The organism is Chitinibacter fontanus, from assembly GCF_013423785.1.
GTDB classification, from domain to species: Bacteria; Pseudomonadota; Gammaproteobacteria; order Burkholderiales; family Chitinibacteraceae; genus Chitinibacter; species Chitinibacter fontanus.
In genome coordinates this window covers 309,414-323,213 of the sequence record NZ_CP058952.1, presented here as the reverse complement: position 1 = coordinate 323,213, position 13,800 = coordinate 309,414, and the positions used below count along the sequence as shown (strand labels likewise).

The following is a 13,800-nucleotide window of genomic DNA, read 5'->3' as shown; positions in this document are numbered from 1 at the left end:
CTGGGTTTTTTGTTTTATGTGTGCAATTTGATTTACTGGTTTTCTGGGTTTTTGCCTTTGATCGGGGCGTAAAAGGCGCGTATTTTTGCCATATCGGCTTCGATATCGCCAGTAGGGTAAAACACTTCACCGCAGCCGCCCACTTTACGACCAAAATCGATAAAACCTAATACGATCGGCAGCTGGCTACCCAGTGCGATGTAGTAAAAACCGGTTTTCCACTTCTCGACTTTTTTGCGAGTTCCTTCGGGGGGGATCGCAACTACCAGTCGTTCATGTTCGCCATAGACGTGCACCATTTGCTCGACCAGCGAATTTGATTTGCGTCGATCAACAGGGATGCCACCCAGCCAGCGGGCAATCGGCCCTAAAGGGCCCCAAAATAGGGTATGTTTGCCCATCCAGTAGACTTTTTGCTGGCGTGCAAAGCAAATGGCAATCCCGACTGGAAAATCCCAGTTGCTGGTATGTGGTGCGCCGATCAGTATGTATTTTGGTAGATCAGGAAACTCGCCTTCAATTTTCCAGCCAAAAATCCGAAGCATCAGCCGGCCCAATCCAGGCAAGATATGCCGCAAAATCGGCGAATCGAAAATCGTGCGCTGCATTAGCCAACTAAGCCTTTACGTACTAGTTCGTCCATCAAATCATTAATACCTACATTACGCTCGGCGCAGAGAGCGTGTAGTTCTTTAATGAGGTCTTGATTGAGTTTGCAGGCAAATGGAACAAGGCCTTTGGCTTGATCGAGTTTGCGTTGCTCTTTTTTATCAAGTACCGCACCAGCCGCGAAGCGGTCAGGGGTGCTGGCACCGTATAAATCATTGTGTAGTTTTTCTGCTTTGCGCTTTTCTAATTCGTACTTTTTCATCGTCATGCTGGTTATCCTTTGTATAGAGGGCGTATTCTACGGATTACTGCCCACAAAGTCTTAAAAAACCCATGAATCTAGCCGAACTCTCGATCAAAGTCCGTCAATTTGCCGACGAGCGTGATTGGCGTAAATATCATAATCCCAAAAATCTGGTGATGGCCATGTCAGTAGAAATGGCGGAGCTGGTTGAACATTACCAATGGCTCACTCCTGAACAGGCTGCCCATTTGGATGTTGATGAGCATTCCCCTATTGCACAAGAAATGGCTGATGTGATGCTGTATATGCTGCGGCTGGCCGATGAGTTGGGTGTAGATATGGAAGAGGCTATTTTGCATAAAATGCAGCTAAACGCGAAGAAATATCCCGCAAAATAATCATGTATGTGCTGATTTCTTAGTATTTTATTAAATTTCAGAATGATACCCAGTAGGAGTATTTGATGGTAACCAGCGTAATTTCCGATATGGATGGTGTAATTTACCGTGGTAAGCAGTTAATTGCTGGCGCAAATGAATTTGTGCAAAAGCTATTGGCTGATAAAACGCCGTTTTTATTTTTAACCAATAATGCAGAGCAAACGCCACTGGATTTGAAACTCAAGCTCGAATCTCTGGGTATTCATGGTTTGACAGAAGATAATTTCATCACCAGTGCGATGGCTACCGCGATGTTTTTGCGCCAACAAAAAGAGCGGGCCAAAGTCTATGTGATCGGCGGTGGTGGTTTAATCAACGAGCTGTATAACGTGGGCTTTTCGATTTCCGAATCAAATCCTGATTATGTTGTCGTCGCCAAATCATCGACGTTCAGCTTTGAGCAATTGAAAAAAGCCGTGCGCTTTATTGATCATGGTGCCAAATTTATCGGTACGAACCCCGATATGATCGATCCAGTGGAAGGGGGTAACGAGCCGGCTGCTGGCACGATACTGGCTGCGATTTCAGCCGCCACTGGTAAGAAGCCGTATATCGTCGGTAAACCAAACGCGCTGATGATGATGTTGGCTAGCAGGAAACTGGGTGTGCATCCGGAAGAATGCGTTATGGTTGGTGACAGGATGGATACCGATATCGTTGGGGGGATGGAGGCTGGGATGAAAACTGCGCTGGTGCTTTCTGGTGTGACCACGACCGATATGCTCAATGATTTTCCTTATAAGCCCGATTATGTGTTTAACCATGTCGGTGAAATTGATTTCAAATCATTGTAAAGGCTGCTGCGGCAGGCTGTATGACGAGCTTGTCGCATAACAAGAGCATTTGGCTATAATCTAGAGCTTTGCGTCGCGAGAATTGATTTATGAAATTTGAGCATATCGTTCAGATTAACGATTTACAGCATCCTAGCGCGACCATTCTGACTCGCAACCAAGTTTGGCAGGGCTTGGTATATCGCGCAGAGTCGCCAATGGAGTTTGTCGAGCATATTGATGAGGCTGCGGTGTTGCATCGGCACGAACAAGGTATTCATCGCCGTATTGTGATGGGTAAACTTGAAGTGATTGATCACATCTATTACGAGCACGAAACCTCGGTGCATTACGATACTCAGCCTAGCGAAATGCATTTGGGCGGGCAGCTCTGGATGAAAATCGAAGAGCCACAAGAGGCGGCGCTATTTGTCCGTTTCAGCTATGAAACCCCGCACCCCGTGGGTGCTGATCCCGAATTGGATAAATATCTGAGCTATCTAAAATCTGCCTGGCAAGAAGCCGATATTGACACCATCAAACTGATTCGCCAGCTGGCGCAAGAAGGAAAGCTTGGGTAGTGGCTTTGCACATTTGGATGTTTAAAAAGCGGGGCAAGCCCCGCTTTTTATTTCTTTCTTGTGAACGCAAACGTAATTAAAGCTAATGCCGCTAAGGCTAAAGCGCAGCTGACATTGAGTACGTTAAATATGGAGGAGAGACTGTAGCTGGACGGAATCCGAACGGAGATTACGCCCGCTACCTTTCCTAATTCATACCCATAGCCCTGATTGGGGTAAAGGCTGCGTACCGCATACGGGGCTTTTTCGGCGGATTCATGACAACGCATGCATGCCGCAGTTGCTATCAAACCACGCGCATACATGGTCTCACCGTTCTTGATTACGCTGTATTCGGTTTGGTTATTCGCACGCATATATTTAATTGCGTCAGTTTCAAAAACAGTAGGGCTGTTTTTGGTGTTCATGTATTTATCGGAGGTAATTCGGTATGAAGAATTTAGTTTGTTGGCGCTCATTAAGTCAGAAATTTCACGCTGAACAAGGGCGGGGTTTTTAAGGTGAAAGTTGAGTGTAGTTGCCATGTTCTCAGCGCTGGTTACTGAGTTGTCATCGTTGGCGAGCGCTACTGTTAATGTGTCTAAATGTGACCCTAAGTCTACAGCATCACCTTTCGCCTCCTTGATCCAAATTCCTCGATACTGCGATGCCCACTGCCCAATATGCTCAACCATATTCGCTATTGTGCGAGCTTGGTTTAGCTGTTCTTTTTCATATATGGATTGACCAATTAAAAAAGAGCTTAAAAGTGAAACCGCAATAACAATTAAGCTTTTACCAAAACTACTCATCGCAATACCTCAGTCCTAATCGAGAATGCCCTAATTCAGGCTAGGGAAAGATTGTATTGCAAAATTATTAAAATCTGAGATGTGTGTGCTGTTGGCTCTAGTGGTGTTGTATAAAAGTTGTTTAGGCGTCCCCGCCACCTTTCTTCATTACCTTGCCTTCGGCTGCGCGTTGCCGACGCACTTCTTTTGGGTCGGCAATTAGTGGGCGGTAGATTTCCACGCGGTCTTTTGCGCGTAATACGGTATCAAGTTTCACGGCTTTAGCGAAAATACCGATTTTTTGTGTAGATAAATCAATCTCGGGAAACTCACTGAGAATGCCGGATTTTTCAATAGCACCTTGTGCCGTAGTGCCGTTAGGTACTTTCACGCTAAGCAGCTTTTGTTTAGCAGCTGTGGCGTAAACCACTTCGACTGTGATCATTGGGTCGGTTTGAGTCATGGCTTATCCGTGTTTTCGATCGGCTTCTTTGACAAAAGCATCAACAAAGGTGGAAGTGATTTTACCGAAAACTGGCCCGATTACCGCATCAATTGTGCGGCTGGAAAATTCATAATCGAGCTCGAATTCAATTTTGCAAGCATCTTCCATCAATGGGGTAAAGCGCCAAGTGCCTGTCAGTGCTTTAAATGGGCCGTCGACAAAATGCATGATAATTTCGTGTTCGGTTTTGGTATCGCGCGTGCGAAAAAAGGTACTCACCTTCAAAAACTCGATTTTGATGGTGACATCTAAAATGGTTTCGCTGCGCTCGTGAACTTCAACGCCACCACACCAGGGTAAAAACCGTGGATAGTCTTCGACACGGTCGACCAATTCATACATTTGTGCGGCAGAATGGGGAACAAGTACTGATTTGCGGATGGACTGCATAGTCATCAAAGGTGCGGCGGAGTAAAATGATGGTCTTGCGATGCTGAACGTCCAGCTTTTCGCTTCTGAATCACCGTTTCCAGTTGCATTTCGACTGGAAACACCCGCCATTAAAGTGAAAATGAACGAATATCCTACCGAGCTAGTCCGCGACATGCAAGCCGAATACAACGCCGCCACTCAAGTTGATGAGACGGCCGCTTATCGCATCCCGCCGCATTCGGTTGAGGCTGAGCAATCGGTGCTCGGCGGTTTGATGCTCGATAACACGGCATTTGACCGCGTGGCAGACATTATTGGTGATCAAGATTTCTATCGCGAAGACCATCGCCGTATCTATCAGGCCGTAATTAAACTGATTGAGCACAATCGCCCAGCCGATGTCATTACGGTAAAAGAATCGCTCGATATCACCAACGATTTATCCTATGTCGGTGGCCTTGCATATCTAGGCTCTTTGGTACAAAACACCCCATCTGCCGCTAATATTCGGCGTTACGCCGAGATCGTGCGCGAAAAATCGGTATTGCGTCAATTATCAGGCGTGGCCACCGAAATCGTTGATGCGACGTTCTTTCCCAATGGGCGAGATGCTAAACAAATTCTGGATGAAGCCGAATCCAAGGTATTCCAGATTGCTGAGCAGTCGGCCAAGGGCCAGCAGGGTTTTCATGCGATGCCACCGATTTTGAAAGAAATCGTCGAGCGCATCGATTATCTGTATCAGCAAGACAATCCATCCGAAGTCACCGGTACGCCGACTGGTTTTATCGATCTGGACAAGATGACTTCGGGTCTGCAAGGCGGCGATTTGATTATCGTCGCAGGGCGTCCATCAATGGGTAAAACCGCATTTTCGGTCAATATTGCCGAAAATGTGGCGATCAATAGCAAGCTGCCAGTGGCGATTTTCTCGCTTGAGATGGGGGCCGCTCAGCTCGGTATGCGTATGGTCGGCTCGGTGGGCAAGATTGATATGCATAAACTTAAAACCGGCCGCTTTGAGGATGAAGATTGGCTCAAGCTCACGCATGCGGTGGGGAAATTATCCGAGGCGCCGATTTTTATTGAAGAGGCGGGCGCTTTGACTGCGCTGGATGTGCGCACGCGTTCGCGGCGTTTGGCGCGCCAGTGTGGTGGTCAGCTTGGCTTGATCGTGATCGACTACTTGCAGCTGATGGCGGGTCGCCCCGGTGGTAAAGATCAAAACCGTGCTAGTGAATTGGGCGAGATTTCGCGTTCGCTCAAAGGTTTAGCGCGCGAGCTTAAATGCCCGATTATCGCGCTGTCGCAGCTCTCACGTTCGGTGGAGCAACGTACCGACAAACGCCCGATGATGTCCGATTTGCGCGAGTCAGGCGCGATCGAGCAGGATGCGGATTTGATCATGTTTATGTACCGCGATGAGTACTACAACCCGGATAGCCCGCATAAAGGCTTGGCCGAGTGTATTTTGGGTAAGCACCGTAATGGTCCGGTAGGGCGGATTCCGTTGGTATTCCAAGGTATGTATTCACGCTTTGATAATGCGCTGATGCGGCCCGATGATTGGAATAGTGATCTGGAGTAAGGCGTGCGCCTTGCTGCAGTCGGTTTTGCTCAGAAGCCAGCTTGTCGCTGGTTGAATAGTTTGGATTAGGTATGACGATAGCGCGTATTACTCATTTTAATCAGATGATCACACCGAGTTATGATCAGCCTCGGCCTGATCGTCGAGTATCGGGTGCGCCGCAGCGCACCACTTGGGAGCATTACACTTCGAGCGATGGTCAGTTATCCTGCGGCATTTGGGCCTGTGAAGTGGGTAGCTGGAATATCCGCTTTGCGCCGGATAAAGAAGAGTTTTTTTGCGTGATCAGTGGACAGGTGCGGTTAGTGGCCGACGATGGGCAAGCTACTGTGGTTAGCGCAGGGGAAGCTGCAGTGATTCCAGCTGGTTTTATTGGCCGTTTTGAAGTGATTGCGCCAGTTAAAAAGTATTTTGTCGTATTAGATCGTTCAGCGAAGTAGGGCATGAAAAAGTTACAGCAGTTATTTGAAGTACTTAATCAGAAGCTCGAAGGCGACCTCTCTGGGGTTGAACCGCCAAAAGCAGCACTCGATGAATCCAAACCGCAAGCAGATCCGGCACCGAATACGAGGACGGCGGATGACTCGCGTTTGGATAGCATGTTCGAGTTACCGATCGCATCGGTTACTCAGGCCGCAGCCAAAGGCGTCGGCTCTCTGAAATCGTTCATTAGTCCGGTCGCTAGTAAAATTGGTGCCAAAATGGCGGATGTACTGCACTCAGCCAAGCCTGATGCTGCGCCAATTTCAGCTCCTGATCCTTTATTAACGTCAACGCACAAGAGTTCTAGTCGCGAAGCTGTTAACGTGCAAGTAACGCCTACTTCGACCGTGGTGAGTAAAGAGCTTGCTTCTATTCAGGCAACGAATAGTTCACCGTTGATTCGAACCAAGGGGTATCAACACACACAGCTTTCTGAATATGAACTGGCTGAGGATACCCTTGCAGCTAGTATCGCTAACCTGCCATCTGGATCGCCTGAGCCAACAGCAGCGTCTGTGCCGCAACGAGATATAACACCACAAGATGTTTTGACTGAGCGCAGCCATAATGCGCCCCCCGTGAGTTTTGCTCCGCCACTGGGCCAGCAAGAACCGCCAGTGCTGGATACCGCCCAATCGCGCCCCGCGCCAGCCATATTAACTGCAGAGCAGGTAAAAACACCAAGCCAGCCGATTGTTGCTCCGCGCAAATCCAAGTGTGAATTGCCGGTGCTCGATATGAGTCATATTCAGCGCAATCTAGAGCGCAGCCAGCGCAAATTGGCAATTGAAGGTGCCAAGATGCCAGAGCGCAAGGCGCCCGAACCATTGCCGGTGATTGATCCTTCTGAAATCCGCGAGCGCTTGCAGGATATTCACAGCGGCAAACGTCCTAGCCCGAAAATTACGCCGAGCCATGGTTACCGCACTGGTCAGTCTGTGCCTGTTCAGGCGCAACAGCCAAAGTCCAGTGCAGCAGCTCGCCCAGCGCCGGTAGTGCCAAGCAAACCTGTGCCTAGTGCGCCTGTAGTGCGTGCGCCTGCGCCCGAAGTTATTCGAGTATTTCAATCCAGCCAAACCGTGGCCAGCAATGTGGCTCAAACAAGCTCATCCTCTGCTACGCCTAGCCATGCAGTTGAGACCCCAGCTAGCGCAGCGAGTGAAGATGGGTTTTATCCTCTCCATGCGCCTGCGATAATTCCGCTTACTGATGTCGCACCTCCGGCGCTGAGCATGGATAGTCTTGTGTCGCAGTATGTGGAGCAAGAGCAATCTTCAATTGGTGTAGCTGGCAATACTGGCTTGGGTATGTCGGAGGGGGTCGCAGAGGTGCCCAGCGCCGCCCCCGTTTTACAACGGCCGACACAGTTTTTGCGCCCAGATGCCTTAGCGCCCGCACCTAAAGTCGCGGCTGATCCAGCGTGGCGTGGTGAAGATGGTCTGTGCTTGCCTTTGGAGCTATTGCGCCCCGCCACCGTGCAGGCGATTACGGTGACGCAGGAAGAGCTGCTCGAGCGCAGCATTTTGATCGAAGAAAAACTCAACGAATTCAAAGTCAAGGTCAGCGTGCTTGATGCCTATGCTGGCCCTGTGATTACGCGCTTTGAAGTCGAGCCAGCAACTGGTATTCGCGGTGCGCAGGTGGTCAATCTGGCTAAAGATCTGGCGCGCTCGCTGGGCTTGGCTTCGGTGCGCGTGGTTGAGACGATTCCGGGTAAAACCTGTATGGGGCTGGAATTGCCCAACCCGACGCGGCAAATGATTCGCCTGTCCGAGATTTTATCCGCACCAGAATACCACCAGCAGGTATCCCCACTGACAATTGCACTAGGCAAGGATATCAGCGGTATACCCGTTGCTACCGATCTGGCCAAAACGCCGCATATGCTGGTGGCGGGGACGACTGGTTCGGGTAAATCGGTCGGCGTCAATGCGATGATTTTGTCGATCCTGTTTAAAGCCACGCCCGACGAAGTGCGCTTTATTATGATCGACCCGAAAATGCTGGAATTGTCAGTGTACGAAGGCATTCCGCACTTGCTCGCGCCGGTCGTGACTGATATGAAGCTCGCTGCGAACGCATTGAACTGGTGCGTTGGCGAGATGGAAAAACGCTATCGCCTGATGAGCGCAATGGGTGTGCGTAACTTGGCCGGCTTCAATCAGAAAGTGGCTGAAGCCGCAGCGGCGGGCAAGAAGTTGACCAATCCATTTACGTTGACGCCGGATGACCCTGAGCCGCTCGAACATCTGCCGATGATTGTGGTGGTGGTCGATGAGTTCGCCGACTTGATGATGGTAGCGGGTAAAAAAATTGAGGAATTGATTGCGCGCTTGGCGCAAAAAGCGCGCGCTGCGGGTATTCACCTGATTTTGGCGACACAGCGCCCTTCGGTTGATGTGATTACCGGCTTGATCAAGGCCAATATTCCAACGCGTTTGGCCTTTCAAGTTTCCAGCAAAATAGATAGCCGCACGATTCTGGATCAAATGGGCGCCGAGGCTTTATTGGGGCAGGGTGATATGCTGTTCCTGCCACCGGGTACTGGTTATCCGCAACGGATTCATGGCGCCTTTGTTGATGATGCCGAAGTGCATTGCGTGGTTGAATACCTCAAGCAATTGGGCGAGCCCAACTACATCGAGGGTGTGCTCTATCCTGCCAATGAGGCCGAAGCAAATGGTAACTGGTCAGGTGTGCCAGGCGATGCTGAAGAAAGCGATCCTTTGTATGACGAGGCCGTGGCTCACGTGATTCGTAGTCGGCGGGCTTCAATTTCGGCTGTGCAACGGCAGTTTCGGATTGGCTACAACCGCGCAGCTCGCTTGATCGAGCAGATGGAAAGCGCAGGGATTGTGAGTGGTATGGAAAGTAATGGCAATCGCACAGTATTGGTGCCGCCGGGTGAATAAATCCAATCCATCGTGATTAGCTTTCGGTGTAGGTGATTACCTGTGCAAATTGCGAATTATTCTCAATCTAAGGCCAGTCTTGCGACTGGTCTTTTTATTGTTGGCTGTATTTTGTGCTCTATCATTTATTTATGTGAGCAAAATCACCAAGCTTAGATCGAACAGGTTATATTCCAAATAATAAAAAATATATGGGTGTGAAATGAAGTCGTTTTCGAATGGCCGCTTTTTGGTTGAGAAAAAAATTGGCCAAGGTGCCCAAGGCTTGGTTTATCTAGCGCGTGATACCCATCTAGATCGGCAAGTGGCCATTAAAGTCCTACACAGTCAGCCCCTGCAAGCATTGGTCGAGGCCCAGTTAATTAGCCGTATTCAGCACCCGAATATTGTTACTTTATATGATGCATTTGCCGATCAATCTCATCCCTGCTTGGTGTTTGAATATGTGGCAGGCGAAACATTAGCCGATCTGCTGCGCCAGCAAAAAACGCTAGCGCCAGTTGCTGCGGTGCAAATGATGGTGGCGGTGCTGGATGGTTTGCAGGCTGCGCACCTTAAAGGCGTGATTCATCGTGATATGAAGCCACAAAATATCATGATTGATGAAAACGCTCGCCCACGCATTATGGATTTTGGCGTGGCCAGTCAGCGTGGGCAAAGTTATGAAGGCCTCAGTGGTACTGCCGGTTTTATTTCGCCCGAAATGATCAAAAATCTGCCGGTTGATGCTCAGGCCGATGTGTTTGCCTGTGGCGTGATGTTGTATCAAATGCTGACCGGGCGCTTAGTTTCGGATGGCGACAGCGTGATGGCGATTTTGTATAAAACCGCTAATGAAGAATTTGTTCCACCATCTCGATTTAATGATCAAATTGATGAAAGGCTTGATCATCTGGTAATGGCCGCGCTGTTTAAAAACCCTGAAGCACGGTATGCCGATGCCGGGCAAATGCGTGAGGCACTGATTGCTTGGTTAGAGGCCGCTGGTGTAACAGAACAAAGTGACAGTAATGATGGTCGCCATAGCACGATCGATTTTTTATTGCGGCGCATGCGTCATTCCGCAGATTTTCCAGCCTTATCCCAGACTATTAGTGCCATTAATAAGGTTGATGAATCACAGGCAGAAAAAGTGCAGAGCCTTTCTGGGGTGATTTTACAAGATTTTTCGCTGACCAATAAATTGCTCAAGGTAGTAAATTCAGCGAGTTATGGCCAGTTTGGTGGGGCAATTAGTACGGTGTCGCGGGCGATTGTTATTTTGGGGTTCGATCGAATCCGCGCCCTAGCTGTAACCATTCTGCTATTTGAACACATGCAAAATAAAGGGCATGCGGCGCGTTTACGCGATGTGGTGTTGGAAATTTTTTTTGGTGGCATGCTGTGCCGCAAATTGGCCGATAAAAGTGGTTGGCGCGACGTTGAGGAGGCGCTGATTTGCGGTATGTTTCAGCATCTGGGCCGTTTACTAACCCATTTTTACTTTAACGAAGAAAGTATCGAAATTATTAAACGCAAAAGCCAAACTGGTGAAAGTGAGTCTATTGCGGCGGAGGCGATTTTGGGGGTGAGTTATGCTGATTTAGGCGTAGCGATTGCACGTGAATGGAATTTTCCTGACCGAATTGTTACCAGCATGCGACCTTTACCAGAAACTCGGGTGCGTGAGCCGGTGAATCAGGTTGAGCGTTTGCGGGTATTTGCCAATTTGGCAACCGATTTGCTGCCGTTAATAAATATGAAGCCCAGCGAGGCCTCGGTTTATACCCAAGGGATTATGAAGCGATTCTCTCCCATTGTTTCTTGGTCCGAACGCGAATTCCATGAGTTGATGCAAGACGCTGCTAAGCAGTATTTGTCCTATTTGTCCTTACTTAATATTGATCTGGGCTACGCTGATTTTGCGAACAACTTGCGAAGTTTGGCGGGGGTCAAACCGCCGCCGGAGGCAAAACTAGTCAATAACTCCACAGTCGATCCTCAGGTGGGAGTAGGTGCTGCTCAAACTACGATAACAAATCCTGCCGCTATGTTGTCAGCCGGTGTGCAGGATATTACCAATACTTTGGTCGGGGATTTTAATCTCAACGATGTGCTGCGAATGATATTGGAAACGATGTTTCGCAGTGTGGGGTTTGACCGTGTTTTGTTTTGTACCCGTGATGTTAAGAAAGGCACGATGGTCGCTCGGTTTGGATTTGGCAAGGAGCTAGACGCCATTTTACCCAAGTTCAGTTTTCCGATTACACCTTTGGTTGATGTGTTTCAGTTGGTGCTGGCCAAAAATGCCGATGTATTTATTGAAGATGTTGATGCCGGTAGTATTGCGCAGCGAATACCTACTTGGTATCGCAGCATTGCCCAATCGAAAACTCTGGTGATTTTTCCAGTCGTGATTGATAAAAAACCCATCGGATTATTTTATGCTGACCGCATGGAGGCTCATTCTTTGCATTTGCCGCATGAGCAGCTTAACCTATTAAAAACCTTGAGAAATCAGGCAATTCTAGCCATCAGACAAAAGCAAATGGGGAGTTGATGGCGCGGTTTGCATAATTTTGTGCAATGCACAAAATTATGCTTGACAGGGCTTATAATCGGTATAAGAATGTGTATATTGCAGTGCACAATCAACCGGAGAAATGCCATGTTTAACGCACAAAAACAGTTTGCTGAGCTGGGCCAAGCTAATCTTGAAAAATCTTTGCGTCTGACTAACATCGCTTTGGCGGGTGCCGAGCGTTTGTTTCAGTTGCAATTAAGCATCGCACGCGATTTACTGGCCGAAAATGCTGAAACCGCTAAATCGTTGTCACAAGTGAAAAGCGTGCAAGATTTGGTCGAGTTGCAAAAAACCTTGTCACAGCCTGGCGTGGAAAAAACCATCGCAGTTGCTCGCACGGTATACGAAGCAGCAAGTAGCACACAAGCAGAATTGAATAAATTGATCGAAGAGCAAGTGCTGGAATTTAACAAAAATCTGGTTACTTCTTTGGATCAAGTGGCGCAGCAGGCACCAGCAGGTAGCGCGGCCGTTAATCTGATCAAAAACGCAGTTGAAAGTGCTAATACTGCATTCGATACAGTGCAAAAAACTGGCAAACGTATCGCTGATAATTTGACTGAAGCGACAGTTGCAGCCGTTGAAACTGGGGCGAAAAGTGTAGCCGCGGCGACTAAAGCGGCTAATAAAGCAGCTTAATTTCTAAGCGCTTAAAAAAGCCACACAGTGCTGTGTGGCTTTTTTATTTGGGTATTGCTTTAAGTGTGGCGTTAATATTGAGCCAGCAGCCAATACCTGTGTAAATGTAGCTCGTTGCCCCAATAAGTTGCGATTTGTAGGTACAAAAAAGCCCATCACTAGGATGGGCTTTTTTACGCTGATCGCTTAGGCGATCAAGTGTTTAACTGCATCACGTTCTTCAGACAATTCTTTTGCTGTTGCATCCATGCGTGCACGGCTGAACTCGCTGATTTCCAGACCTTGGATGATGGTGTATTTGCCATCTTTACAAGTTACTGGGTAGCCGTAGATCAAGTCTTCATAGCCGTACTCGCCGTTGGCTGGTACGCCCATTGTTACCCAATCGCCTTCCGGTGTGCCCAATACCCAGTTACGGATATGGTCGATCGCTGCGTTCGCCGCAGAAGCCGCAGACGACAAGCCGCGCGCTTTAATAATTGCCGCGCCACGTTGTTGCACGGTTGGGATGAATTCGGTTTCGAGCCATTTTTGATCGTTGATCAAAGTTGCCGCGTTCGCGCCCTTAACCTCAGCGTGGAACAAATCTGGATACTGAGTTGCTGAGTGATTGCCCCAGATGATCATTTTCGTCACATCAGTAACGGCTGAACCGGTTTTCTGAGCGATTTGAGTCAGTGCACGGTTGTGGTCCAGGCGCATCATCGCAGTGAAGTTAGCTGGGTTCAGATCTGGTGCGTTTTTCATTGCGATGTAAGCATTGGTATTAGCTGGGTTGCCGACTACCAAAACTTTAACGTCACGGCTAGCTACTTTGTTCAGTGCTTTACCTTGGGTTGTGAAAATTGCGCCATTGGCTTCGAGCAGATCCTTACGCTCCATGCCTGGGCCGCGTGGACGTGCGCCAACCAGTAGGGCGATGTCAGCGTCTTTAAACGCTACTTCAGGGTCATCACTTTGTACGATGCCTTGCAACAATGGGAATGCGCAATCATCCAATTCCATCACTACACCGTTCAATGCTGGTAGTGAAGGAGTAATATCCAACAATTGCAAAATAACTGGCTGATCTGGGCCGAGCATTGCACCAGAAGCAATACGGAACAACAGGCTATAGCCAATTTGACCAGCTGCGCCGGTAACGGCAACGCGTACAGGTTTTTTTTGTGACATTTGAGAACGACTCCGAGTAGCGGCGAATTCGCCGGCGACAACAAAAATTGTATGGGTGTGCTTTTACTGCACAACTTAAGCAACAAGGCTTTGATGTTTAGCAAGGCAAGTTTAGCACGCTGTAGCTTTTTGTGGAAAAAAGTGACGG

14 protein-coding genes are annotated in these 13,800 nt (G+C 48.6%); 8 read left to right on the top strand and 6 right to left on the bottom strand.

Translation table 11 applies throughout. The features are described 5' to 3' along the window. Nucleotides 1–32: 32 nt before the first annotated feature. Together HZU75_RS01500 and HZU75_RS01495 are read right to left on the bottom strand one after the other, a co-directional pair. Complete coding sequence (locus tag HZU75_RS01500; RefSeq protein ID WP_180307456.1) at nucleotides 33–608, bottom strand: lysophospholipid acyltransferase family protein; 576 nt, start codon at nucleotides 606–608, stop codon at nucleotides 33–35. Further along, nucleotides 608–877 carry a hypothetical protein gene (locus HZU75_RS01495; RefSeq protein ID WP_180307455.1) on the bottom strand — a complete coding sequence of 90 codons (270 nt, stop codon included), beginning with the start codon at nucleotides 875–877 and terminating at the stop codon, nucleotides 608–610. The genes HZU75_RS01500 and HZU75_RS01495 overlap by 1 nt, the downstream gene beginning before the upstream one ends. A 65-nt stretch (nucleotides 878–942) precedes the next feature. Between HZU75_RS01495 and HZU75_RS01490 the strand changes: the two genes are divergently transcribed. The 3 genes from HZU75_RS01490 to HZU75_RS01480 all read left to right on the top strand — a co-directional run bounded on the left by HZU75_RS01490 (nucleotide 943) and on the right by HZU75_RS01480 (nucleotide 2,647). Next, on the top strand, nucleotides 943–1,251 hold the full coding sequence (locus HZU75_RS01490) for a nucleotide pyrophosphohydrolase (protein ID WP_180307454.1): 309 nt from the start codon (nucleotides 943–945) through the stop codon (nucleotides 1,249–1,251). A 65-nt stretch (nucleotides 1,252–1,316) separates the two neighbouring features. After that, entirely contained in the window at nucleotides 1,317–2,087 is a 771-nt protein-coding gene (locus HZU75_RS01485) for an HAD-IIA family hydrolase (RefSeq protein ID WP_180307453.1), read from the top strand. A gap of 89 nt (nucleotides 2,088–2,176) precedes the next feature. Then, nucleotides 2,177–2,647, top strand: a complete 471-nt coding sequence (locus HZU75_RS01480; protein ID WP_180307452.1) for an SRPBCC family protein — start codon at nucleotides 2,177–2,179, stop codon at nucleotides 2,645–2,647. 47 nt (nucleotides 2,648–2,694) lie between these two features. Here the strand turns inward: HZU75_RS01480 and HZU75_RS01475 are convergent, their stop codons facing one another. From HZU75_RS01475 to HZU75_RS01465, 3 genes are all read right to left on the bottom strand, one after another. Continuing rightward, complete coding sequence (locus HZU75_RS01475) at nucleotides 2,695–3,438, bottom strand: Tll0287-like domain-containing protein (RefSeq protein ID WP_180307451.1); 744 nt, start codon at nucleotides 3,436–3,438, stop codon at nucleotides 2,695–2,697. A 121-nt stretch (nucleotides 3,439–3,559) separates the two neighbouring features. Next, entirely contained in the window at nucleotides 3,560–3,880 is a 321-nt protein-coding gene (locus HZU75_RS01470) for an RnfH family protein (RefSeq protein WP_180307450.1), read from the bottom strand. Between the two features lie 3 nt (nucleotides 3,881–3,883). Then, nucleotides 3,884–4,312: a type II toxin-antitoxin system RatA family toxin gene (locus tag HZU75_RS01465; RefSeq protein WP_180308695.1), complete on the bottom strand. Its 429-nt coding sequence runs from the start codon at nucleotides 4,310–4,312 to the stop codon at nucleotides 3,884–3,886. A gap of 121 nt (nucleotides 4,313–4,433) precedes the next feature. Here HZU75_RS01465 and dnaB point away from each other — a divergent pair, with 121 nt between their 5' ends. From dnaB to HZU75_RS01440, 5 genes are all read left to right on the top strand, one after another. Then, nucleotides 4,434–5,882, top strand: a complete 1,449-nt coding sequence (gene dnaB / locus HZU75_RS01460; protein ID WP_373279644.1) for a replicative DNA helicase — start codon at nucleotides 4,434–4,436, stop codon at nucleotides 5,880–5,882. Between the two features lie 71 nt (nucleotides 5,883–5,953). Next, a complete protein-coding gene (locus HZU75_RS01455) occupies nucleotides 5,954–6,322 on the top strand; it encodes a cupin domain-containing protein (RefSeq protein ID WP_180307449.1) in 369 nt (122 codons plus the stop codon). Nucleotides 6,323–6,325: 3 nt separating this feature from the next. Then, nucleotides 6,326–9,277, top strand: a complete 2,952-nt coding sequence (locus HZU75_RS01450) for a DNA translocase FtsK (protein WP_228028150.1) — start codon at nucleotides 6,326–6,328, stop codon at nucleotides 9,275–9,277. Nucleotides 9,278–9,479: 202 nt separating this feature from the next. Beyond that, on the top strand, nucleotides 9,480–11,816 hold the full coding sequence (locus HZU75_RS01445; protein ID WP_180307448.1) for a serine/threonine protein kinase: 2,337 nt from the start codon (nucleotides 9,480–9,482) through the stop codon (nucleotides 11,814–11,816). A gap of 108 nt (nucleotides 11,817–11,924) precedes the next feature. Continuing rightward, on the top strand, nucleotides 11,925–12,479 hold the full coding sequence (locus tag HZU75_RS01440) for a phasin family protein (RefSeq protein ID WP_180307447.1): 555 nt from the start codon (nucleotides 11,925–11,927) through the stop codon (nucleotides 12,477–12,479). Between the two features lie 186 nt (nucleotides 12,480–12,665). Here HZU75_RS01440 and HZU75_RS01435 read toward each other — a convergent pair whose 3' ends face one another. Then, nucleotides 12,666–13,652, bottom strand: a complete 987-nt coding sequence (locus HZU75_RS01435) for a malate dehydrogenase (protein WP_180307446.1) — start codon at nucleotides 13,650–13,652, stop codon at nucleotides 12,666–12,668. Nucleotides 13,653–13,800 lie beyond the last annotated feature (148 nt).